The sequence below is a fragment of the Alteromonas sp. S167 genome (assembly GCF_036864375.1).
Taxonomy (GTDB): Bacteria; Pseudomonadota; Gammaproteobacteria; order Enterobacterales; family Alteromonadaceae; genus Alteromonas.
In genome coordinates this window covers 34,711-55,803 of the sequence record NZ_JAZETR010000013.1, presented here as the reverse complement: position 1 = coordinate 55,803, position 21,093 = coordinate 34,711, and the positions used below count along the sequence as shown (strand labels likewise).

The window sequence follows — 21,093 nt, the reverse complement described above, 5'->3', positions numbered from 1 at the left end:
AGATCAATGCTCGCTTGTAAACCTACATGACTTTTTAAATTGACAATAAATTGATAACTCCCGAGGTATAGCGAATTCATGTTTAATAAAATTGTCTTTACTCTGTGTGCGCTGTTATGCGTTTCAGCATGCAGTAAATCTGCAGAAACTGTGACCACACCAGAAAAAGAATTGCTTGCTACTACCACGGTCGGTGAATGGATTGTTGATGCTGAAGGTAACGTCATGTTTGACCCTCAAACGTCAGGGCTGGTTTTACTTGATGGCATGTTGACTACTATCGCCGACGCCAGTGCTGAATCATCTCAGCAACTCAAGCTGCATATGATAAATCCATCAAATTCACATTTGGTAAGTTCAACACCGCGTTTTCACTTTGCATCATCGGTAAGAAGAAGTTGTTTTTACAACTATTTAAACGACCAGCCTGACCTAGAAGCACTGGCTGTAGACCCACGCAATCCTGATGTTATCTACACGGTAACCGAAGATGCCACTCGCACGGGCGCTTTGAGCACGCGCTGCGAAGCTAAATTTGCAGAAACGGGGTCGACTGACTACCCAACGTTACTTGTTAAGCTTACACGTCTTGATGATGGTCGTGTTGAGGTAAGTAATGTTCGCCCTTTGCAATTTGCTTCATCTCTTGAAGTAGGTAATTTTCCAAACGATGGCATAGAAGGTCTTACCATGGACAAAGACGGCACGCTGTACCTTGGTTTAGAAAAAGACAAAGCCGGTCAGCCACGTATTTTTACCTTAAATATCGATGACAACTTCTGGTCTACCGGCGATTTTGCCCCTGTGAAAGAGCCTAATTTAATATTGCCAACATTTAGCGCTGGCAACCATCCTATTAACGGGTTGGCACTTTACAGTGATAGCGCACAAGGCACCTTTATTATCGCAGCAGCGCGCAATGACAATGAACTGTGGATTATTGACATCAGCGGTGATAAAGACACAAAACGCATTCCTGTCACTTTTAAGGTAAATGGCGGCGAGGCGTGTGGACAATATTTAATGGATAACGCGTCTATGGAAGGCTTAATTGTTGAAGGCGATACGCTATGGATTATTAACGATCCGTGGGAAAAGAATTATATGAAAAACGCCATTTGCGAAGCTGATACTAAACGCTACGAAGACTTAGCACCTTTATTGTTTCCCGTTACCATCAACAGTAAGTGGTTTGAATAACGTGCTTAACAGCATTTTTAGGTTTGGTTAAGTGAATCAGAAAAAACTAAAAAGGGTTGCTCGAGGCAACCCTTTTTTATGCTTATTTGAATTGTGCTAGGCATCGCTTCGAAGACGCGATGCGAATGTCTTTTTGAACTTCGCCAACTTTGGCGCCACAACCATTGCGCAGTATTGGTTCTGCGGATTATTTTTAAAATAGTCTTGATGATAATCTTCAGCGTCATAGTAGTTGTTTATTTCGACAACTTCGGTAACAACAGGATCTGGCCAAATCTCTTCTTCGGTAATTTCGGCAATAATTTTCTCAGCTTCAGCTTTTTGGGCATCATTGTGATAAAAAACGGCACTACGATATTGTGTACCCACGTCGTTACCCTGGCGATTAAGCTGGGTTGGGTTGTGCAGTGCAAAGAAAATTTCAAGTACCTCGCGATAAGAAAGGCTGTCTGCATCGAAGGTTACTTGCACAACCTCCGCATGGCCTGTGTTGCCGCTGCATACTTCTTCGTAGGTTGGATCAGCTTTGTCTCCACCTGCGTAACCTGAAATCGCTTTTTCAACGCCATCAACGCTATTAAAAGCCGATTCAATACACCAAAAGCATCCACCCGCAAGCGTTGCTACTTGTAAATTTGCCATGTTAAAACCTCGCTAACTATATGGCTGTAGTGTGGGTGTGGGTGAGCTACAACTCAAGTCATCCAACCTAGTTTTTTTAGCGTATAAATGCATAACAAATTCACAAATGTAGTGGGAATTACCTATAGCTATTCATGCGCGGCGCAAATAAGTTCGAAGATCCGTCATTATTATAAAGCGCTAAATTATATGAATCGTACGTTGGTAACCTCATTCAGGAGTAGTTTTTTGATCATTTTTTATGACGGTTATTGTCCGTTGTGCATGGCAGAGATGAATCACCTGCGCAAGCGAGATAAACATCAGCGCCTTAAATTGGTTGATATACAAGACCCAGACTTTAGTGTTCAGTATCCCACGTTAGATTGGCATGCTTTGAATGCCCGGATACACGCCTTACGAGACGATGGTACGTTAATAACTGGTCTAGATGTAACCCACGAAGCTTGGAAAGCAGTTGGCATGGGATGGGTTTATGCTCCACTGCGTTGGCCCGTTATTCGCATTTTCGCAGACATGTTTTACAACGTTTTTGCGAAGCACCGATATACCATCTCATTTTTACTGACAGGTAAAAAACGCACTTGCGACCGCTGTATTCCAGGAGAACCCAATGGCAAATAATACACTTATCGTTGGTGCAAGTGGCGGAATAGGTCAAGCACTTGTAAAACAGTACGCACAAAACAGCGACCATGTTTATGCGGTTACCCGTGCGACCAAAATTGATTCGGACATGCCAAACAACGTTTCGCTTCATTCCATGAAGTCGCAAAACGACGCCGCCATCTCTGAATTTCTAAAAGGTTTAAAAAGTGAAGGAATTGCGCTTTCCACCGTTGTCATCACCACAGGCTTTTTACATAACGACGATGCAGGTATCCACCCCGAAAAGCGTTTAGAAGATATTTCCGAAGAAGCGATGGCACAATACTTTGCGGTTAATACCATTATTCCTTCGCTGTGGGTCAAGCAGCTTGTAAACGTAATGGATAAGCACAACGCTACGGTTATTTGTTTAAGTGCTAGGGTGGGGAGTATTTCCGATAATGGCCTTGGTGGCTGGTACGGCTATCGCGCGTCAAAAGCTGCGCTTAACATGATGATGAAAACGGCGTCGGTTGAATATAAGCGTAGATTGAAAGATACAATGCTAGTGTGTTATCACCCTGGTACGGTTGATACGTCGTTGTCGAAGCCGTTTCAAAAAAATGTGGCCGCAAAAAAGCTATTTACCCCCGACTTTACGGCAAGTCAGCTAATCACCCATGTTGCATCACTAGATAGAGAGCAAGTTTGTCATTTTATAGACTGGAATGGCGAAGTGGTAACCTGGTGATACGGTCCGACCACATTTCTGTCGGCTCAACATCAAGACTTTTTATTTGACTGCTGTTACCATGCTATTTTTGGGAATGGTGCAGCGTATTGATATGCCTGAAGAGGTTGCAATACAACGCGTTGACGCCAAAGTGAGTCATTTCATTTAACGCCATCCCGATAATTAATAACAATAACTCAACAAGAGGAAGGGATATGAGCGGGGCCAGAGAACAGTTCGGATCGCGCATAGGATTTATTTTAGCTGCAGCGGGTTCTGCAGTGGGGATTGGTAACCTAGTAGGTTTCCCTGTAGGTGCTGCGAAAAATGGCGGCGGTGCATTCTTATTGATGTACGCCATTTTCGTTTTCGCTATTTGTTTGCCAGTAATGCTTGCCGAAATGTCGGTGGGCAGACATGCGAAGAAAGACCCACTTGGTGCTTACAGCGCTATTAGTAACGAAAGTCCTAAATGGAAACTAGCAGGCTGGTTGGCTATAGCCACACCTTTTATGATTGCCGTGTTCTACATGGTTATCACCGTGTGGATTTTTGGTTACCTGTTCGAAGCTGTTAGCGGTAATTTAGATAAGCTTGCCAACCCAGATACCTTCGGCATTTTTATCAACTCGCCTTCAATATTTGCGTATATGGCAGTGGTAGTTGGTGTGGTGTACCTAATACTACAGGGTGGTGTTAAAGAGGGTATTGAAAAAGCCGCTAAACTGCTGATGCCTGCCTTGTTCGTTATGTTACTTGGCTTGGTCATCTTTGTTCTAACCCGTGAAAATGCTATGGCTGGTGTTGAGTTTTACATAGTACCTGACTTCTCTAAGCTTACTGCCTCGGTAGTTAACGGCGCGCTTGCACAGGCTTTCTTCTCGCTATCATTAGGTATGGGTATTTTAATTACCTACGGAAGCTATATTGATAAACGCGCAGACGTTCCGACTTCAGCAAAGCTAGTTGCGCTAACTGATACCGCGGTAGCGTTTACCGCTGGCCTTATGATTTTGCCTGCTATTTTCTCGTTTAATCCCGAGATAAATCCAGACGAGTTAAGCGAGTCGTCAGTGGGCATGATATTCACATACTTGCCGAATATCTTTTTAGCGCTTCAAGACTCAATTGGTTATTTAGGGGCATCTTTTGTTGCTAGCCTTTTCTTTTTATTGGTGTTCTTCGCAGCAATTACGTCTTTGGTTTCTATCTTTGAAGTACCTGTTGCAGCACTTATGGATGAGAAAGGCGTTAGTCGTAAATGGGCATTGGCGTCACTGGGTAGCATCATGATCGTGCTAGCAATTTTAAGTGCGCTATCGTTCGGTAAAGTAGAGTTCCTTACACAGTTTATGCATTATGCAGGTGTTGATAAGTCGCTGTTTGACGTGATTATCGACGTATTTTACGAGACTATTTTGCCACTTAATGGCTTACTTATTTGTATCTTTGTAATTTATCGCTGGAAGAGTGCTAACTTTAATGCCTCATTGGAAGAAGGCAGTGATGGTTACAAAGGCAGCTGGTTTGAAAAGTATGTGGATGTTTCATTGAAAACATTTATACCGCTAATTCTGCTGGTTATTTTTGTTAATACTGTTGCGGTTAAATATTTCGGTTTTAGTGTGTTCGGCTAAGCTTTTAGCATCCCAGTACGCACAAGACTAAGTAAATAAAAAGGCGGTAGCATCAACATGCGCGACCGCCTTTTTTGATCAATCAATTTTGATTAACCCAAAAATCGAACAGTTGACTACATTACGTCAATACATATCGTAAGGGTCTGCGTAAGTCGGCGATATGCCTACTTCCTTCCAGCTTTTCTCAGCATTTATCACCTTTCCGCAAGGCGCTAATTCTGTATCACTGAACGTGGGCTCGGGAATGTTAAACGCTTGTGCCGCTTTAACGTAGTAGTCTCCGCGTTTTGGATGTGCAGAACTGCAAAGTTGAAACACCTTGTTCGATAAGGGTTTTGTGATAATAACCTTTAGTGCCTCAACCACATCGAGAATGTGTACCAAATTTACTCTCTTATTTCCGGCACTGATATCTCGTCCGCTGAGCGATTTTGCGGGGTGGCGGTCTGGACCCACTAAACCGGCTAAGCGCACAATTGACACCTTAACTTTTTCGCTTAGCGTTAATAAACGGTTTTCTATTGTCACATGGGCATGAGCCGATGCCGTCTCAGGTGAAGTAGGCGAATTTTCAGTTATTATATCGCTGGCTCTATTGCTAGTTGCATCGCCGTATACTGAAGTTGTGCTGATAAATACAATGTGCGATACGTTCGCAGCAATAGCATCATCGATGAGCGACAGCATGTTCTTTGTGAAAGTTTCAAGGTTAGTGCTTCTGCGACCTGGAGGTATGTTAATAACGAATGTGGCACCGCTTAAATGTTTTGTGAGCACGCTAGTAGTGTCGCCTAAAGTAAACTGAACACCCTCAATACCTTGTGCTTTAATTGCACCTACCTTGTCTTCACTTCTGGAAGTGGCAACCAAGCTATATTCATCCTTAACGCTGGCGGCTAAATAGCCTGCTAACCACCCGTAACCGCTAATTACTAATTTGTTCGGCACTCTCTTCTCTCCAAAAAAGCATTTTCGTTTAAAAGCGTAAAGCCGCTTAAGACGTATAGTCGTTTAAAACACAATTGTGCCTAAGCATAACCTAACTAATACCTTGTTGCTGCAATGAATATACGCACAAAAAAGCCGAGTTGTTTTACCAACTCGGCTTGTCCATTTTCTGCTGTATTTTTCTGCTTTCGCTTTAACCTGTCCGCTTCCTTGAAATAAGCCGTGGTGAAAGCCTTAGTTTCAGACCTTTACCACAGTAAGCGTTAAGCATTATTACATGCGCATCTCACCGTGACTTTCCATATCTAACAAGTTCAAATCATCTAGACCTGAAATTGTTGCCTGCATTTGGCCTTCGGCGTAATCAGCTTTTTGTAGCACTTCACAAAGCGCGTCAGCTTTTTCTTCAAGTGCTGCTGCTTGAGACTCTAGACGAAACTCCAAGTCTTCGCCCCACGTCTCCATGCGCTGTTCAAATTCTGACATATCACCACCTTCCCACAGCATTTGAGTACCCAGTGCTATAAGAATGCGACCCATAGATTCGCTTACTAGCGACTCTAACTCTGCTTCAAACTCTTGCTCCCAGCTTTCATCAAACCAGCCTGGTTCTTCAAACTCAGTCGAGTCGACACGAAGGTTGCCGGCATCGTCATAGAAAGAAGTTGATAACTTAGTTTCTAATGAGGTAAACAGTGCTTGGAAATCATCGTCCATGGTGTTGTCGCCAAGCAGTTCGGTAAATACTTCGCTTACTGCCACGTTGGCAATTTTTAAACCTTCACTTGCGATAGTAAGTGTCATTGGAATTGCCATATCGATACTGTCGTAGTATTCGGTTACCCAGCGCTGCTGTTCGCTATCTAGCGCTACGTCTTTGCCGTTTAGCGTTAGGTTATAGTACTGGTCAATTTTCACTACGTTGCCGCTGTCCATTTTAACGGTTAGGTCGCCTTGGTAATATTGAATGTGACCATCAAGCTCTACATCACAGCTGTTGTTCTGAAAGTGTGTATCGTGGGCCATTGCTTGGCCACTAAGTAAAGCACTTGCTACTGCAGCTGAAACCAATAATTTGTTCGACATTGTTATTTCCTTAATCAAAATTGACGAAGCAACGCTTTCTTGAACCACATCACACCGCGGGTGGCAATGGAGCGTGTTGATAGGTTTGATTTTGCAATGCGCTTGCCATTATTTATTGTTCAATAAAATCAATGGTTTGCGATTTTTTATGCGACTGTTTAATTTAAGGTTTATTCAATACTTAGCGAAAAAAGTGATTTAGTAGCAAATTTGACCAAGATCAATTTTGATGAATTTGTGGCGATTTCTGGCTAATTAAACTAAACCCAAGCATGTTCAAAACATTTTTATTGGTGCATAATACCGCCAATTATTTTTAGGGGTACCAAAATGGCTGATTGGATTAATGCAATTATGTTTGGTGTTGCGCTAATTGCCTTTACTCTGGGGCTAAGCAGCATCGTTATGGGCTTAATGACTGCGAAAGCAGGTGCAGAAGGCATGCAAGAGAAAATTGAATACGGTTTCTTTGGTGTTACCGGTTTGATCGTGTGTATGCTTATGGCCTATGCCTTGGCGTAACTTTTGTCTTAGTACATAACTTACGTCAAAAAAACCGGCTTTTGAGCCGGTTTTTTTGTGTCTTAATATCTGTTCAAAACAAAGTGCGACGAGATGCAATGTAACTAATCCGCGTCAGCGCTTTGTTCACTGTCACCTTTAAGCTTGTTTTCATTATGACTCGCGCGCTCTTCTTTAAGATACTGCTCACGCTGAGCTAACAGCGATAGGTGGCCGTCTCTTTGGTAAGCCCTTAGCTCAAACGATGCAAGCATAGCCATCACATGATCAAATACATCAGCCTGTATTTTCTCGTACTTTACCCACGCTTTTTCAGCACTAAAGCAGTAAATTTCCAGTGGCAGCCCAAGTTCATTCGGCGGAAGTTGACGTACCATTAACGTAAGGTCCTGATTAATATTGGGGTGCTTACGAAGATAGGCCTCAAGATAGGCTCTAAAGGTACCAATATTGGTTAACCGTCTGCTGTTTAGCAAATCTGACTCATCAATAGACATATCGCGGTGATAGTCGCGAAGCTCTGTTTTCTTCTTTTCAATATAGTCATTAATGAAGCGAATACCCGACAAGCGTTCTAGCATATTGTTGTCGCAAAGCTTAATAGAATGTATATCGATATACACTGCACGTTTAATTCTTCGCCCGCCTGACTCCTGCATGCCACGCCAGTTCTTTACTGCTTCTGTGGTTAAACTATAAGTCGGCAGGGTTGAAATAGTATTATCCCAGTTTTGTACTTTAACGTTGGTTAAACCTATTTCCAGAATTTCGCCGTCTACTTCGTACTTGGGCATCGAAATCCAGTCACCGGTGTTAAACATTCGGTTCGCAGCAATTTGAATACCGGCAACAAAACCTAAAATTGTGTCTCTGAAAATAAGCAGCAGTACAGCAGCTATTGCGGTTAAGCCTGATAAAAGCAATAAAGGACTTTTGCCCACAATAAGCGAGATGCTAAGTAAAATAGCAACGATGGCAAAGGCAAGTTTAGAAACTTGAATAAAGCCAGTGATAGGAGCACGACGCGCCAGTGCCGATGCGTTGTACACATCTTCTATCGTACTTAGTAATGCATATACTGCAAGAACACCGCTATACAGCATATAAAGTTGGGCGCTTTTTATAATGGCGCCGTGCATCACGGCTTCATCTTCTATCAGCACAGGTGTAGCAATATAGATAAACAGAGCAGGAAAGAGGTGCATTAAACGCCTAAAGAAACCGTGTTCTTGTAGGGCGTTATCCCAACGGTTGTTAGACTTATATACCCAGTTAGCAATTTGAGGACGTATTAATAGCCTAGCAATAATGTAAATGAACGCTGATACAACAAGTATTGTACTTAACGCTAATACATTAAAAAGCGGGTCTTCCGTGGTTAAGTTTGGAAAGAGATCTTTAACGTAATGAACAAAGGTATCGCGTATAGAAGAGCTCATCTCCATAGCTTATGACTCCAATAAATTCTTAATGCGGTTGTCTTTGTTTTTCCACAATCCGTTAAGCCAATTCTGAAAATACACGCGAAACTCTGACTCGGTTTTAGCGGATTCCTGTTGTAGTTCTGGCACCGGCGTAACGTTAACGTCTATTACGATTTTTGTCATACGCCCGCTAAGCATGGCCATCATTGGGTGGCGTTTGTTTTCAGGATATAGCAAAGAAATATCAAGCACATTGGTAAATAACTCGCCCATTGCGGCAAGCGTAAAAGATACGCCACCAGCCTTTGGCGGTAATAGATTCGTATAAGGGCTTTGCTTTTCTATGTGCTTATCTGTAGTGAAGCGGGTGCCTTCAACAAAGTTAATCACGGTTGTTGGTACCGTTCTAAACTTCTCACAATAGGCTTTTGTGGTTTCTAAGTCTTTGCCTTTTTTCTCTGGGTATTTTTCAAGATAAGCCTTGGTGTAGCGATGCATAAAGGGCATATCAAGCGCCCACGCACCTAACCCAACGAAAGGAAGCCAAATTAACTCCTTTTTTAAGAAAAACTTAGGGGCAGGAATACGATGGGTGGCAAACTCAATTAATAGAATAATATCTAGGTAGCTTAGGTGATTGGCAATAATTAAATACCAGCGGTCTTTAGCTAATTCGCCGTGAACCGCACACTCAATATCTACGCTGTTAAACAGTCGAATAAGTAGCACGCTGATGCGCCCGAAGCTAAACATTAGGGCATGCATTACGCTATTCCAAGCAGTCCTAATGCGACCGTTAGGCAGCAGTAGTTTTACCAGGCCAAGTAAAATAATAAGCCCACCCCACAGCGCTAAATTAGCAATTTGAAGGGTAGTGTGAATAACGAAAATAAATGGAGCCAGTACTGCACGGATCATAATGGTTTCTGAGTTGCGTTGAGAGAGTCTAATAAATTGTCTTTTGCTTGCCAGCGTTCATTAAGCCACGCTTGAAAGCGTTCACGAACGTGAGGATCGTCAAAATATTTATCGCTAAAAATGCCGTGCTCCATAATATCTTTAATGGGCATAACATCAATGTTTACTCGAATATTTCGCACCTTCCCGCTTACAAAATCCCAGAACGACGGAACGCCTTGTGGGTAATCAATGGTGACATCAATAAGTTTGTGCAGATGGTCGCCCATTGCCGAAAGTACAAATGCAACGCCACCAGCTTTAGGCTTTAAAAGATGCGCAAAAGGCGACCCTTGCTTAGCATGCTTACCAGCAGTAAAGCGTGTTCCCTCTACAAAATTCATAATACTGACAGGCTTTGTACGAAATTTTTCACACGCCTGGCGCGTGGTTTCCATATCTTTACCTTTCAGATGAGGATGTTTTGCTAGGAATGCTTTTGAGTACCTGCGCATAAATGGAAAGTCGAGTGCCCACCAAGCTAGGCCAAGAATGGGTACGTAAATAAGCTCTTTTTTGAGGAAAAATTTTAAAAAGGGGATTTTGCGATTAAATACGCGCTGAAGTACAAGAATATCAACCCACGACTGATGGTTTGCTATCACTAAGTACCAATCATTACGGGTTAACTTTTCCAGGCCATTTACTTGCCACGACGTGCGGCCGCTAATTCGTTGGTTTAAATTGTTAACGCTAATCCATGCGGTGGCACACGCATCTAACAAATAAGATATAAAACGTCGCCATGGTGCGATAGGAATGAGTTTAAATACTGCCAGAATAAAGATGGGGGTAGACCACAACACAGTATTGAAAAAGTATACGATGACAGAAATAGTGCCCACAATATGATGCAGCAAAGCGTTTACCATTGTACTTACCTCAAAAATTAGGCACTTAGTGTAAACGAACTTGATCTAAAATCCGATAGAGCCTTTACTGAATCACCAATAAACATGTAAATAATTAAAGATAAGGAGTTGGAATGAAGCTAGTTGGCGAAAATAGAGTATTTGGTGGTAGACACCTTCGCTATACGCACTCGTCTGAAACAACGCATTGCGAGATGACATTCGCACTGTTTCTTCCCCCTTTCGCGTCGGCAGAAAAGCCTGTGCCTGTTCTGTATTGGTTATCTGGACTAACGTGTACCGACCAAAACTTTATGCAAAAAGCAGGGGCTATGAAATTGGCTGCCGAGCTTGGCATGGCCATTGTTGCACCTGATACCTCGCCGCGAGGAGATGATGTACCCGATGACGAAAACGGTGCTTACGATTTTGGGCATGGGGCTGGGTTTTACGTTGATGCAACGCAAGCGCCGTGGGATAAGCATTACAAGATGTACAGCTATATCACACAAGAGCTTCCTGCTTTGATTGAACGCGAGTTTCCAGTCACCAAAGAAAAAGCCATCAGTGGCCATTCCATGGGCGGTCATGGTGCGCTAGTTATTGGCATGCGAAACCCTAATAAATATGTTTCTGTATCGGCGTTTAGCCCTATTGCGAACCCAAGCGATTGCCCATGGGGTAAGAAAGCACTTAGTCTATATTTGGGCGAAGATAAAACTGCGTGGGAAGACTACGATGCATCCCTATTGCTTGCGAATAAAGCGCACTACATTCCTATGTTGGTAGAACAAGGCACAAAAGACGAATTTCTACAGGACCAGTTAAAGCCGCAATCTCTGGTGCATGCTGCGCAACGTTCTGAAACGCAGCTTACATTGAACATGCATGAAGGCTACGACCATAGTTATTACTTTATTGCTTCTTTTATAGAAGAGCATCTTGAGTTCCACGCAGGGCACATGGGCCTTATCTAGCGTTTTATTTCATTGTTTCCTTAAAAGCCGAGGCAATGCCCTCGGTTTTTCATTGTGGCAGTAAGTAAAATTGGTCAAGTTTCATAGTGCTATATGTTTACTCATTGAAATCTAAACCTGCCTTATTGTTTTTTTATTGAACATAGGTACTATACGCCGCTCGCAAACGCATGCCCTGCGTTGCCTGTGTTAATACCAAGTAAGTTGAGGTTGTTTGAACGTGCCTATCACTGAGTTAAATCGTAAATTTTCTGTCGCTCCAATGCTGGATTGGGCTGGTTGAATCGCTTCGAGTGTTGTTTTATATAGCGTTTACCTAAAGCTCTTTACCCCAATTCCCCTATATGGTCCCCCCGTTTGAGGACTAATAACCCACTATAATGAGAAATGCTGCAATTGCTAGTGTGTAGCAAGGTATTTGCGAATCGCTGCTCTACGTTTGAATGTGCTTAGTAACTTCTCTCTTGGCGAGCCTATCTAATTTTAGGACCAACCAGGAGAATATTATGAAGATCACAAAAGAAAGAATGTTCAACACACTAATCAGGTTTGCTAATTCTAGTATGAGGCTAGGCTATATATTCCTCGCATTCACATTATTTCCATGGGCACACGAATGCATTTCGGTGGCGCTTCGTTGGAAATCAATTACCGAGGCTAACTTAGAATATAATGACTACTTTTATTATCACTGTGTTTGTGTGGCTGCATCGCTTTTTTTCGCGCTGTCGGCGACTACTCTTTTACGCTACATGAAGGACGAATAATCCGGAATGATTTACGGGCACAAAGTGCCCGTTTTTCGTTTTCGCAATATTGTTAGTTCAGATTATTTCGTAGCGTGAAGTTCTTTATATATGAAATATTATCAACAAGTAGTGGATGATTTAGTGCAAAGGAAACTGCGAAAGCAAAAATAGAATTTAGTTTATCCGTAGCACGACTTTCATAATACTAAGTTAGCAAGGTGTAACCAAATTCTGCGCTAGTAAGTTTTAGATTAAGTAGCTTATATTATTTTCATAGTGTAGGTTTATACAAATATAGTCAACTATTTAGGCAGGAAGCTCAGATAATGCTAAAAAAGAAGGCTTTAACATTCGCGACTTTGTTTTTTGGCATAACTGGTTGTATTGTTCAAACTGTTCCTCAACAACAATCTACAAAAGAAATGCCAGTCTATACTGAGCAGGAGACGGAGGATTGTTCGGCCCTTGGTTTCCCTCCAAGTAGAATGAAATACTTTGATTATGCTCTTGAAAAATGGAACCCACGATTCACATGTACGGCAATTCTAGAATGTGTAAGCACGTACCGCGAATTCGGGATTGATATAGTATTCGAGCATCCAAAAGAATATAAATTTTCTAATGTCTATAACTCTCAAATATACAAGTCATGCACGAGTGAAAAACTAGCTGAACTCTATAACGCTAATTCAGAGAGGTACTTTAGTGAAGTACAGGGCTTACTCAGAAAAGCTGATATAGTCCAAGGAGATGAACTATTAAGGCGGGCAGTTCATGTACACACCTTGGTTGATAAAGGCGAGTACGAATCAACAAATGAGTTTCAGGCTCGTAAAGTACAAAAAGCAAAGGAGCTTATACCCTCTATAATGCTTATAGGTAGTTCTTACACAGTAAATAATCTTCGCTACGATGCAGATTCAGAGATTTATAAATTTATCTATAATAGGCTAAACCTTCAGCCGTTTAATTTTAAGATAGCCAGACAAACCCAGAGGCAAGGAAATGTCTCTTATCAGTCTATTATTGGTGTGATAGATGGCTCTTCTTCAAGCTCGGTCAGTCTCAGTTTTGATATAAGTGATTCATATTTTGAATTACACACTTTTAAGAAAGGTGGGTTAAAAGTGCCGATATCTGAGGCGAAAAAAGAAAAATATGAGCTTTACTTGTTCTTTCTTGTTGCAATCAATAATTATGATATTACTTTAGATACTGAATATACTTCAGCAACACTTTCTTCACCTTCTTCATCAATGGAAAAAAAATATACGATAAAAGCAGATAAAGTAATACCTGTAATTTACAGTAAGAGCGAAGACAAGTTTTACACGATAACAATGAAAAGTATCAAAGTTCCCGATAATATTAAATTAAGTGATTTTTTGTAAAAAGATAAGACATTATTGAAAAGCTGTTGTCAGCGGAAAAAGTCATTCTTTCTCTAAGCTCTACTCAGAGGACAAAAGAGAGAGCTGATGAGGTAGTTTAATTAATAGTAACTTTCGAACGTTTTCGAAGCCTTAGAAGCGAGCAAGTGGAAGTGGTTACCAGAAAGCTCTTATATCGTTAGGTTTAAGATTTTCTGTGTACCAACTAGCACTGAATAGATCATTTTTTCAATGGCGTTTGATCCTACTTTTTAGCATAACGACTTTAATTTATTGTGATTAACTTTTTACTTTTAGTATTAAAAGTCAGCAGGCCACAGTAAATATTTAGAAAGATCATTCGCTAGTACAAATTTAGGTGCTCTTGTTGAGTCATAGAAGCTGAAGGCCGTAAAAGACTCATTCGTGAGCGCTTTTGTGTAGCCGATCGCGGACGCAACACAGCTATCACTGAAAAACTCAAGCGATAATGCCTCCAAAGGGATAAGACATGTCCCGAATTGCCTTATCAACGCGTTTGTCAAAATTTCCCTTTGTTTATCATTTGAAAAGTGAGTCGCAGACTTTGTTCTCATTGCTCATCCGATTGGCTTTTTATAAATTCTAGAAAATCGTGCATAAGCACCAAGTGAGGTGCTTTATTCGAGTCAATAAGCTTGAAGATCTTCAAACCTTTCTGTTTAAGCGCATCAATATGTTCTCTATTAAGTTTCGCCTTGAAGCCGAAGAAATGAGAGAGGTCTTGTATATTGACGATTGCACCAAATTGTACAGATAGCTCAAACGCGAGTTGGCTTGTTGATATTTTATTACTCATAAGAATGCTCACTTCTTCGTTGCAGAATAACCTCGGCCAATTCATCAAGGCATACTCTGTCTTGGTCAAACAGTCTTTGAAAGCTAGGGGCAAAATCGTTCTTCTTCAGCTTCGTCTTGAACTGTCTTTGTGCTAATCCAGTTAAGCGACAGCCAAGCTCAAGCGCTGGAACGTGAGGTGTTTTGAATTCGTAAAGTAGTGCAGAAAAAACATCAATTTTTTGCATGAAAACTCTCTAGATAATTGTGGCGTTTAATCAATCTAGATATATTTTCTATCTAAAAAACAGTGTATTGCAAACTTTCGAGAAAAATGAAAACGTCAACCAGTTTTCCTGTTTGAGCGTCTTCTCGTATGTATTTCATTTACTTAACGTGCGTTGGATAAGATCTTCAAAAAGCATATAAAACACCCAATTTGCGTGTTTTCTAGTATGTATTTCATTAACTTAACGAGAGTTGTACAAAACCATCAAAAAAAAATAAAAAAACATCCTTCTTGCGACCTAAATAAGAATTATCTGCCTGTTATTTGTGCTTTACTGGCGGGTGAAGCCTATTTACCAAGCTATCTAAGACATAAAAAAGCCACTCAATTTGTGTTTAAAAAATTTACATAATTATTTAAAAAGATGGTTTTTGAGTGTTTTGTAAACAATTTCTCTACAGAGCACTATGATAGAAATAGCCAGCAAAAAGCTGGCTAAAAGTTTAGCTGAATGTGTCAAATCGACACAATACTTTTGAAGAACTCAGTCATTGTTTGCCCAAAAAAGGCTTGAAAGAGCTTGTAGTTGTCTTGTTTTTTATGGAAGCAACGAATTTTGAACTCATGTGTGAGCAGCTTCGAATACTCGCAGAAATCGATTAAATACTCGCTTTTCGGAATTTCATCCGATGATTGTCTTGCGACCAAAAGAATAAACTCTTCATTTCTTAAAATATTACGATGAAGAACAATTTGCTCCTCTTCAGATTCGAATAGAACAATATACTCGTTTGCCCAGTCGTGCTGCCCATACTCTGTGTACATATCAGTCATCTCCTATTTTTTTGACCTCAATGTTATCTAGCTCCGCGTTGGGGAAATTTAATGCCATTAAAAATTTAGCTAGTCTAATCTTCTGCGTAATGTTTCTTTCTTCAAACAGAGAATGATTTTCCGCTGCCAGTTACTAAGTAGTTGAGAAACCAACGTAAAAAAAGGAAGATTATGAAAAAGAAAAATGAACAGTTAACGTTTGACTTTGAGCAGGCAAAAAATCCGCTAGAAGAAGTGATTTTCATACTGTATGAAATTGTAATTCTTAGGTCATTTGAAGCCGATAGTGACATTAATTTCGCAAGTCTAAACTCAAATGAACAAAAGCATTTATTGATAGCTTACTTGAGAGACAATATTCCAGAGGAATGGAAAGCTGAACCCGTCGTTTCGTTAATCGAAAAGCTACATAAACCTCAATATTCTTTTTACTGAGAAAATATAGTTTTTGATTTAGTATGAAAGCGAATATTAAGTTCGCTCTCTGCAAGTTTAGTGAGCGCGGTTACCGATCGGCTCTATCGTGATAGGTATATACACTAATAGCAGCGTTACAATTTTTTATTGAGCTGCAGCTGTGTACTTATTCAAGCCATTCAGGAATATTTAGCAAAATTGGTGCAGTGAGCGAATAGCAGACCGTAGGCACTATAAGGCATATGATACGCGAAAGGTATAAAGAAATAGTTCAATCGTAAATTTAATTTGTGACATCGAATAAGTAGAGCGGCTCATGGTCTGTGCCCTAAATCACCGCACCAATTTAAACATATATTCGTATAATGTGTTGGCTCAATCTAAAGAATTACCGTCCCATTCGTGATTTGGGTCAGGTAAAAAGGTTAGCCCAATTCCTTCTGTTGTATAAGATGCACCAACCAACCATCCCCCTGGTACTTTACTTCTAAATGTAAACTTGTAGGCTTGTCTGGCTCCATCATTTCGAAGTGCTTCCCAAGTCAATCCTGGCCCTTCTGTATTACCACTTGAAAAAATTCCCATGTATTATTTGACCTTCTGTGATTATTTTGCAAAACAGAATAGCACTGAGCCAAATTACGTCAATATGGTTATATCCAAAGAGTAAGGTTTCAAATTAATAAACATAATGGTGGTTGATTTATTAAACCTTTTTGTCGATGAGTACCAGTAAACTTTATATAACTGTGGTTCAAATCATTAAATCTGAATGACTGCAAATTGCACATTTGGGGCTGACATATGTCTAAGAATCGATACTAGCGTCCGACCGCTCTTTGTCTGAAGGAGCCTCTGAAGCCGTTAGGCTTATCCGTGATTAATATGGTCATTTCATATTCTTTAATATGAAAGCATAGGAATATGGTGTTTCAGAAAAAACGAGTGGTACTATGAACCTTCAGTAATGAACTTTTAGATATGAAGTGTGCTTGAACAATGGAGTGTGAAATGGAAATTGAGATTAGTAACTGCAATAACATTGATAATGGATTAATAAAGATTGCAGAAGGAATACTGAATATAAAGTACGCAATCAATGGTACGGGTAAGAGTACCATATCGAAAGCAATTCAAAAGTCAGTTTCATCAAGACTCAATGGGACTAAAGAATTTACAGAACTTAGGCCGTTCAAGGCATTTAATGATGACTCAATTGTTCCAACAATCACAGGCGATGAAGCAATCAATAGCGTTAAGGTGTTTGATGAGTCTTATATTAATGAGTTTGCTTTTCAGCCAGACGAACTTCTCAAAGGAAGCTTTGAAATTCTCATAAGAGATGAGGAATATGACTCCGTTATGGCAGAAATCGATGAGCTTGTATCTCAAATAAAGAGCCAATTTCAAGAAGACGATGAAATCGAGGCATTGATAGTTGATTTTGACGAGCTGAGTAGTAGCTTTGGCAAACCTACTAAGACTGGCGTGCATGGGTCCAGCACAATAGCTAAAGCTCTCAAGGGAGGTAATAAAGTAGCTAATATTCCGAAGGGTCTCGAAATATACCAGAACTTCATCCAAGGACAGGACAATGTAAAGTGGGTTAAATGGCAGCTCGATGGCGGGCAATTTATAGAAGAATCTGATAATTGTCCCTACTGTGTTAGTGATGTAAAGGAAGTAAAAGAAACAATAAAGCGCGTTGGTGAGGTTTACGATCCCAAATCAATTCAGAGCCTCAATAAACTCGTACAAGTATTTCACCGTCTTGACAAATATTTTTCAGATCAAACAAAAGAAATAATAAATAATTTCGTTTCAAGTGTTGACGGATACACGGAAGAACAGACCGGATATCTTCTTGAGGTAAAAGGACAAATCGATAGGCTTAACGACATGTTTAAGCATCTTAAAAATATTGGATTCTTTACTTTTAAAGATGTTGATAAAGTGATCGATGAATTACGAAAATACAAAATAGATCAAAATCTATATGCACATCTTCAGTCAGATGAAACATTATCAAAAATTGAAAAAGTAAATGACTCCGTAGAACAGCTTATAGGTAAAGCTGGTCAACTTCAGGGCCGAATAGCCATTCAAAAGCGGCATATTGAGAAGGTGGTACAAGAAAATAAGAAAGCTATTAACTCATTTCTTAGTAATGCGGGATATAGATACAAAGTCGATCTTGTTGAGGATGAATCAGGAAAACATAAACTAAAACTAATTCATGAAGATCTTGATTCGGAAGAAGTTTCTGGTGTCAGAAATGTACTCAGCTATGGAGAGAGAAATGCTTTTGCATTAGTTCTATTTATGTTTGATACAGTCAAGAGCGTTCCCGATTTGATCGTCTTAGACGACCCAATTTCTTCATTCGACAAAAATAAAAAATATGCAATTATCGAGATGTTATTCAAAAAGGAGAAATCCTTTAGGGGGAAAACAGTTTTATTGCTTAGTCACGATTTTGAGCCGATCGTTGATATGCTTTATCATCATACGGACAGGTTCGATAAGCCCAGCGCTTCTTTTCTACAGAATAATAACGGTCAGCTAATAGAGATAGATATTGAGAAAGATGACATTATGACTTTTGTTGATGTTAACTCTTCAAATCTTACAACTGATACAAACTTGGTAGCCAAGCTCGTATACATACGTAGAACATATGAAATTCTTAATTCAAGAGGAATGGCATACCAGCTGGTATCAAACGCCCTCCATAGAAGAAAAGAGCCTCTAGTATTTGAGGATGGGACATCACGTGAAATGACTGAAGACGAGATACTAGGTGCAGTAGCTGAAATTCAGCAGCATATTTCAGATTTTGACTATTCAGAATTTATTCAATTAATACTTGATAATTCTGCAATGATCGATCTCTACAATTCGTGCAGCAATAATTATGAAAAGTTACACATATACAGAATTATATCGGAAGGAAATAAAGGGGCAGATCATGACGATATAGTTCTGAAGTTTATTAACCAAGCGTTTCACATTGAGAATGACTACATTTATCAGTTAAACCCTGCAAAATATCAAACAGTACCGCAGTATGTTATCGAAGAGTGTGATCAATACATTGCAACGCTGTAAGAAAGGATCCAACAGGCGCATATTGTCGGACTGGTTTTTACTTCGCCCCAAGCCAGCCGAAAATGCGGGCGTTGTACGTCCGTTGCTTGTCTGTAGGTGACCTTTACGCAGTGGCGCTGATAAGTTCGTTAAGTTAAGTGGTTATTGAAGCTTCGATTATTTTTTAGCGTGATTTTTAGCGATGTAAATCGAGCCAAAAATCATGATCGCGAGCGGCAATAAAAAAATAATTTCTGCTGGCATGAATAGCTCCTATTATTAAAGTTTCTCAGGATGTTTGATGATGTAAACAGCGACTGCAACGATAACACCGAAGATGACTGCCATCGGCAACAGCGTCACGATTGAGTCTATAAAATTTGACATAAGTCAGATTACTTCTTTTTTAGGTGATTAATCAATAAGCCAAAAACAGCTATACCGCCAATGGCGACGTAAATTCCGAGTATTTGAATTTCGTTCATCACGCTTTCTGCTCATTATTCCTTCTATTATAGCTTAATGAAAATTTCGCACTTGCAAAGTTTTCCATTAACTTTTGTTTGCCTAACGGCTTATTTCTTATATTTCATAAAAGCACTCGTACCCTCTAGAAACAAACCTGTGTTTCTAGAGGATAGAAAAAACATATTTACTTTCGTTCTTAGCTGTCTTTTTGGTGAGGTTTCAGCCTGTTTATCGAATTATTCAAATATGCTCTGCCATACGCAATTCTCTTCTCCAGCGGTCAAGCGTGCTTATACTTATGTTATGTCGTTTTGCTAGTTGTGAGCGAGAAATATCAAGGGTGTTTAGTTGTTTAACTATTTGAATACGCTTATCAAGTGCGCACTTATATCGTTCACCCCCTTGCTCGACAAGTTCCCTCGTCTCAAGCTCGTCATGAAATCGTGGTTCAATACCTTCGAATATATTGTGCCATTTTGGCTTCTCCGACATGACAAAGTAACTAATATTTTCGCGGCAGTTAGGTGAGGCCGTTGTTATTCTCTCCACTTTGCGCCAAATATTTCTAAAGATAGCTTCGGAGCGACAAACAAAGATTTGCTCTACATTTTCGAAGTCCGGACATACGATGCTACCGGTTTCATCTACATTTACTAACTCTCGGAATAAGTTTCTAAGGGTGTCTGAATAACAATCTTCTTTTTGATATTTTTCCGCAAAAACTTCTAACCAGTGCGTCAAACTACCTGCGTGTTGTGATATGCCTCTACTTGAATTCTCAATTTCGATGATGAGTAACGTCATATCAGTCGTTATAGCCAAAATATCTGGGATGCATTGAAAAATTGTGCTGGCAGTATTTTTCACTGCCTGAATCTCATGCTCGGATTTAATACCGTTGATTATGTGATTTCCAAACTCGATTTGTTCAGATTGCAATGCTATGAGAAATTCATTAGCTAAGTGCCGGTGATACTGATGTTCGAAGTTACTTAAAAACCCCCTAGCTTTATAAAAAGTCGAGATTTTTTCTAATAAGTCACTTCTTTTATCATTTTTAAGCAATGAGGCCCCTCGGCGAGAGAGTGCAAAAGCTTTAACGCCAGGAGAGTCATTATACGTTTCTGTCCAGATAAGATTGTCTGCCATCATACGCCTTAGTACATGTCGTATTGTTTGAACGCTGGTTTCGCAGTACATGGCAAGTTGGCTTTGGCTAAGCCAACCAAATTTTCCCAGTGCGAAAAGAATATTTACTTCATTTTCTTCACCTAAGAAGATTTGTTTCGCTGCTGCTCCACTTAACTTTTTGCGGTTTTGCATATTTTTACTTTCCTAGTTATTTGTCGACTGAAAAATAACTAGGCTGTTGATGTGCAAACTCTGGCTACACCCTCACTTAAGCGAGGGTGTAGCCAGACAAGAGTACGATATCTTCGTGCTGGACGCACTGCGATATCTTTGGTTTTCGGGCTTTTAGCTCTCCGCTGCTGAACGCAGCTACATTCTAAAAGCGCACGAAAAGCCGCCCTACGTCGCATTCGCGACTCCGAGC

21 protein-coding genes are annotated in these 21,093 nt (G+C 40.3%); 9 read left to right on the top strand and 12 right to left on the bottom strand.

Annotated features, from left to right (window positions below):
• The first annotated feature begins 78 nt into the window (after nucleotides 1–78).
• Nucleotides 79–1,200: a hypothetical protein gene (locus V7R35_RS16870; protein ID WP_334016037.1), complete on the top strand. Its 1,122-nt coding sequence runs from the start codon at nucleotides 79–81 to the stop codon at nucleotides 1,198–1,200.
• A 96-nt stretch (nucleotides 1,201–1,296) separates the two neighbouring features.
• Here the strand turns inward: V7R35_RS16870 and msrA are convergent, their stop codons facing one another.
• Nucleotides 1,297–1,842: a peptide-methionine (S)-S-oxide reductase MsrA gene (gene msrA / locus V7R35_RS16865; protein WP_334016036.1), complete on the bottom strand. Its 546-nt coding sequence runs from the start codon at nucleotides 1,840–1,842 to the stop codon at nucleotides 1,297–1,299.
• 228 nt (nucleotides 1,843–2,070) lie between these two features.
• Between msrA and V7R35_RS16860 the strand changes: the two genes are divergently transcribed.
• From V7R35_RS16860 to V7R35_RS16850, 3 genes are all read left to right on the top strand, one after another.
• A complete protein-coding gene (locus V7R35_RS16860) occupies nucleotides 2,071–2,466 on the top strand; it encodes a thiol-disulfide oxidoreductase DCC family protein (RefSeq protein ID WP_334016035.1) in 396 nt (131 codons plus the stop codon).
• The gene (locus V7R35_RS16855) at nucleotides 2,456–3,181 is read left to right on the top strand and encodes an SDR family NAD(P)-dependent oxidoreductase (RefSeq protein ID WP_334016034.1); all 726 of its coding nucleotides are present in this window, start codon (nucleotides 2,456–2,458) and stop codon (nucleotides 3,179–3,181) included. The genes V7R35_RS16860 and V7R35_RS16855 overlap by 11 nt, the downstream gene beginning before the upstream one ends.
• Nucleotides 3,182–3,378: 197 nt before the next feature.
• Entirely contained in the window at nucleotides 3,379–4,800 is a 1,422-nt protein-coding gene (locus V7R35_RS16850; RefSeq protein WP_334016032.1) for a sodium-dependent transporter, read from the top strand.
• Between the two features lie 126 nt (nucleotides 4,801–4,926).
• Here the strand turns inward: V7R35_RS16850 and V7R35_RS16845 are convergent, their stop codons facing one another.
• Both V7R35_RS16845 and V7R35_RS16840 read right to left on the bottom strand, forming a co-directional pair.
• Complete coding sequence (locus V7R35_RS16845; protein ID WP_334016030.1) at nucleotides 4,927–5,751, bottom strand: NAD-dependent epimerase/dehydratase family protein; 825 nt, start codon at nucleotides 5,749–5,751, stop codon at nucleotides 4,927–4,929.
• A 273-nt stretch (nucleotides 5,752–6,024) separates the two neighbouring features.
• Nucleotides 6,025–6,837, bottom strand: a complete 813-nt coding sequence (locus V7R35_RS16840; RefSeq protein ID WP_334016029.1) for a DUF2884 family protein — start codon at nucleotides 6,835–6,837, stop codon at nucleotides 6,025–6,027.
• Between the two features lie 330 nt (nucleotides 6,838–7,167).
• Between V7R35_RS16840 and V7R35_RS16835 the strand changes: the two genes are divergently transcribed.
• Nucleotides 7,168–7,359: a hypothetical protein gene (locus V7R35_RS16835; RefSeq protein ID WP_334016028.1), complete on the top strand. Its 192-nt coding sequence runs from the start codon at nucleotides 7,168–7,170 to the stop codon at nucleotides 7,357–7,359.
• A 104-nt stretch (nucleotides 7,360–7,463) separates the two neighbouring features.
• On the opposite strand, the gene V7R35_RS16830 is transcribed toward V7R35_RS16835, so the two are convergent.
• Genes V7R35_RS16830 through V7R35_RS16820 form a run of 3 tightly spaced genes read right to left on the bottom strand, consistent with a single transcriptional unit; the run spans nucleotide 7,464 to nucleotide 10,612 of the window.
• On the bottom strand, nucleotides 7,464–8,804 hold the full coding sequence (locus tag V7R35_RS16830) for a mechanosensitive ion channel family protein (RefSeq protein WP_334016027.1): 1,341 nt from the start codon (nucleotides 8,802–8,804) through the stop codon (nucleotides 7,464–7,466).
• Nucleotides 8,805–8,807: 3 nt separating this feature from the next.
• Complete coding sequence (locus V7R35_RS16825) at nucleotides 8,808–9,701, bottom strand: acyltransferase (RefSeq protein ID WP_334016025.1); 894 nt, start codon at nucleotides 9,699–9,701, stop codon at nucleotides 8,808–8,810.
• Complete coding sequence (locus V7R35_RS16820) at nucleotides 9,698–10,612, bottom strand: acyltransferase (RefSeq protein ID WP_334016024.1); 915 nt, start codon at nucleotides 10,610–10,612, stop codon at nucleotides 9,698–9,700. The genes V7R35_RS16825 and V7R35_RS16820 overlap by 4 nt, the downstream gene beginning before the upstream one ends.
• A gap of 113 nt (nucleotides 10,613–10,725) precedes the next feature.
• Here V7R35_RS16820 and fghA point away from each other — a divergent pair, with 113 nt between their 5' ends.
• Together fghA and V7R35_RS16810 are read left to right on the top strand one after the other, a co-directional pair.
• Entirely contained in the window at nucleotides 10,726–11,568 is an 843-nt protein-coding gene (fghA, locus tag V7R35_RS16815) for an S-formylglutathione hydrolase (RefSeq protein ID WP_334016023.1), read from the top strand.
• Between the two features lie 1,075 nt (nucleotides 11,569–12,643).
• Nucleotides 12,644–13,708 (top strand): hypothetical protein, encoded by a 1,065-nt coding sequence (locus V7R35_RS16810; RefSeq protein ID WP_334016021.1) that lies wholly within the window; start codon nucleotides 12,644–12,646, stop codon nucleotides 13,706–13,708.
• Nucleotides 13,709–14,007: 299 nt separating this feature from the next.
• Here the strand turns inward: V7R35_RS16810 and V7R35_RS17880 are convergent, their stop codons facing one another.
• The 4 genes from V7R35_RS17880 to V7R35_RS16795 form a co-directional block, all read right to left on the bottom strand.
• A complete protein-coding gene (locus V7R35_RS17880) occupies nucleotides 14,008–14,283 on the bottom strand; it encodes a pyocin activator PrtN family protein (protein ID WP_438823486.1) in 276 nt (91 codons plus the stop codon).
• A complete protein-coding gene (locus tag V7R35_RS16805; protein WP_334016020.1) occupies nucleotides 14,280–14,525 on the bottom strand; it encodes a hypothetical protein in 246 nt (81 codons plus the stop codon). Before V7R35_RS16805 ends, V7R35_RS17880 begins: the two co-directional genes overlap by 4 nt.
• Nucleotides 14,518–14,751 (bottom strand): hypothetical protein, encoded by a 234-nt coding sequence (locus V7R35_RS16800; RefSeq protein ID WP_334016019.1) that lies wholly within the window; start codon nucleotides 14,749–14,751, stop codon nucleotides 14,518–14,520. The genes V7R35_RS16805 and V7R35_RS16800 overlap by 8 nt, the downstream gene beginning before the upstream one ends.
• A gap of 497 nt (nucleotides 14,752–15,248) precedes the next feature.
• Nucleotides 15,249–15,557 carry a hypothetical protein gene (locus V7R35_RS16795; RefSeq protein WP_334016018.1) on the bottom strand — a complete coding sequence of 103 codons (309 nt, stop codon included), beginning with the start codon at nucleotides 15,555–15,557 and terminating at the stop codon, nucleotides 15,249–15,251.
• Between the two features lie 180 nt (nucleotides 15,558–15,737).
• Between V7R35_RS16795 and V7R35_RS16790 the strand changes: the two genes are divergently transcribed.
• Nucleotides 15,738–16,001 carry a hypothetical protein gene (locus V7R35_RS16790; RefSeq protein WP_334016017.1) on the top strand — a complete coding sequence of 88 codons (264 nt, stop codon included), beginning with the start codon at nucleotides 15,738–15,740 and terminating at the stop codon, nucleotides 15,999–16,001.
• Between the two features lie 357 nt (nucleotides 16,002–16,358).
• On the opposite strand, the gene V7R35_RS16785 is transcribed toward V7R35_RS16790, so the two are convergent.
• On the bottom strand, nucleotides 16,359–16,529 hold the full coding sequence (locus V7R35_RS16785) for a hypothetical protein (RefSeq protein WP_334016016.1): 171 nt from the start codon (nucleotides 16,527–16,529) through the stop codon (nucleotides 16,359–16,361).
• Nucleotides 16,530–16,994: 465 nt separating this feature from the next.
• On the opposite strand from V7R35_RS16785, the gene V7R35_RS16780 reads away from it, so the two are divergent.
• Nucleotides 16,995–19,091, top strand: a complete 2,097-nt coding sequence (locus tag V7R35_RS16780; RefSeq protein WP_334016015.1) for a hypothetical protein — start codon at nucleotides 16,995–16,997, stop codon at nucleotides 19,089–19,091.
• A gap of 687 nt (nucleotides 19,092–19,778) precedes the next feature.
• Here V7R35_RS16780 and V7R35_RS16775 read toward each other — a convergent pair.
• Entirely contained in the window at nucleotides 19,779–20,861 is a 1,083-nt protein-coding gene (locus V7R35_RS16775) for a hypothetical protein (protein ID WP_334016014.1), read from the bottom strand.
• Nucleotides 20,862–21,093: the final 232 nt, after the last annotated feature.

What these genes read in the sequence shown, in the direction of transcription:
- V7R35_RS16870 (WP_334016037.1), top strand. Translation starts at nt 79, where the DNA reads ATGTTTAATAAAATTGTCTTTACTCTGTGTGCGCTGTTATGCGTTTCA.
- msrA (WP_334016036.1), bottom strand. Translation starts at nt 1,842, where the DNA reads ATGGCAAATTTACAAGTAGCAACGCTTGCGGGTGGATGCTTTTGGTGT.
- V7R35_RS16855 (WP_334016034.1), top strand. Translation starts at nt 2,456, where the DNA reads ATGGCAAATAATACACTTATCGTTGGTGCAAGTGGCGGAATAGGTCAA.
- V7R35_RS16850 (WP_334016032.1), top strand. Translation starts at nt 3,379, where the DNA reads ATGAGCGGGGCCAGAGAACAGTTCGGATCGCGCATAGGATTTATTTTA.
- V7R35_RS16840 (WP_334016029.1), bottom strand. Translation starts at nt 6,837, where the DNA reads ATGTCGAACAAATTATTGGTTTCAGCTGCAGTAGCAAGTGCTTTACTT.
- V7R35_RS16835 (WP_334016028.1), top strand. Translation starts at nt 7,168, where the DNA reads ATGGCTGATTGGATTAATGCAATTATGTTTGGTGTTGCGCTAATTGCC.
- V7R35_RS16830 (WP_334016027.1), bottom strand. Translation starts at nt 8,804, where the DNA reads ATGGAGATGAGCTCTTCTATACGCGATACCTTTGTTCATTACGTTAAA.
- V7R35_RS16825 (WP_334016025.1), bottom strand. Translation starts at nt 9,701, where the DNA reads ATGATCCGTGCAGTACTGGCTCCATTTATTTTCGTTATTCACACTACC.
- V7R35_RS16820 (WP_334016024.1), bottom strand. Translation starts at nt 10,612, where the DNA reads ATGGTAAACGCTTTGCTGCATCATATTGTGGGCACTATTTCTGTCATC.
- fghA (WP_334016023.1), top strand. Translation starts at nt 10,726, where the DNA reads ATGAAGCTAGTTGGCGAAAATAGAGTATTTGGTGGTAGACACCTTCGC.
- V7R35_RS16810 (WP_334016021.1), top strand. Translation starts at nt 12,644, where the DNA reads ATGCTAAAAAAGAAGGCTTTAACATTCGCGACTTTGTTTTTTGGCATA.
- V7R35_RS17880 (WP_438823486.1), bottom strand. Translation starts at nt 14,283, where the DNA reads ATGAGAACAAAGTCTGCGACTCACTTTTCAAATGATAAACAAAGGGAA.
- V7R35_RS16805 (WP_334016020.1), bottom strand. Translation starts at nt 14,525, where the DNA reads ATGAGTAATAAAATATCAACAAGCCAACTCGCGTTTGAGCTATCTGTA.
- V7R35_RS16800 (WP_334016019.1), bottom strand. Translation starts at nt 14,751, where the DNA reads ATGCAAAAAATTGATGTTTTTTCTGCACTACTTTACGAATTCAAAACA.
- V7R35_RS16795 (WP_334016018.1), bottom strand. Translation starts at nt 15,557, where the DNA reads ATGTACACAGAGTATGGGCAGCACGACTGGGCAAACGAGTATATTGTT.
- V7R35_RS16790 (WP_334016017.1), top strand. Translation starts at nt 15,738, where the DNA reads ATGAAAAAGAAAAATGAACAGTTAACGTTTGACTTTGAGCAGGCAAAA.
- V7R35_RS16780 (WP_334016015.1), top strand. Translation starts at nt 16,995, where the DNA reads ATGGAAATTGAGATTAGTAACTGCAATAACATTGATAATGGATTAATA.
- V7R35_RS16775 (WP_334016014.1), bottom strand. Translation starts at nt 20,861, where the DNA reads ATGCAAAACCGCAAAAAGTTAAGTGGAGCAGCAGCGAAACAAATCTTC.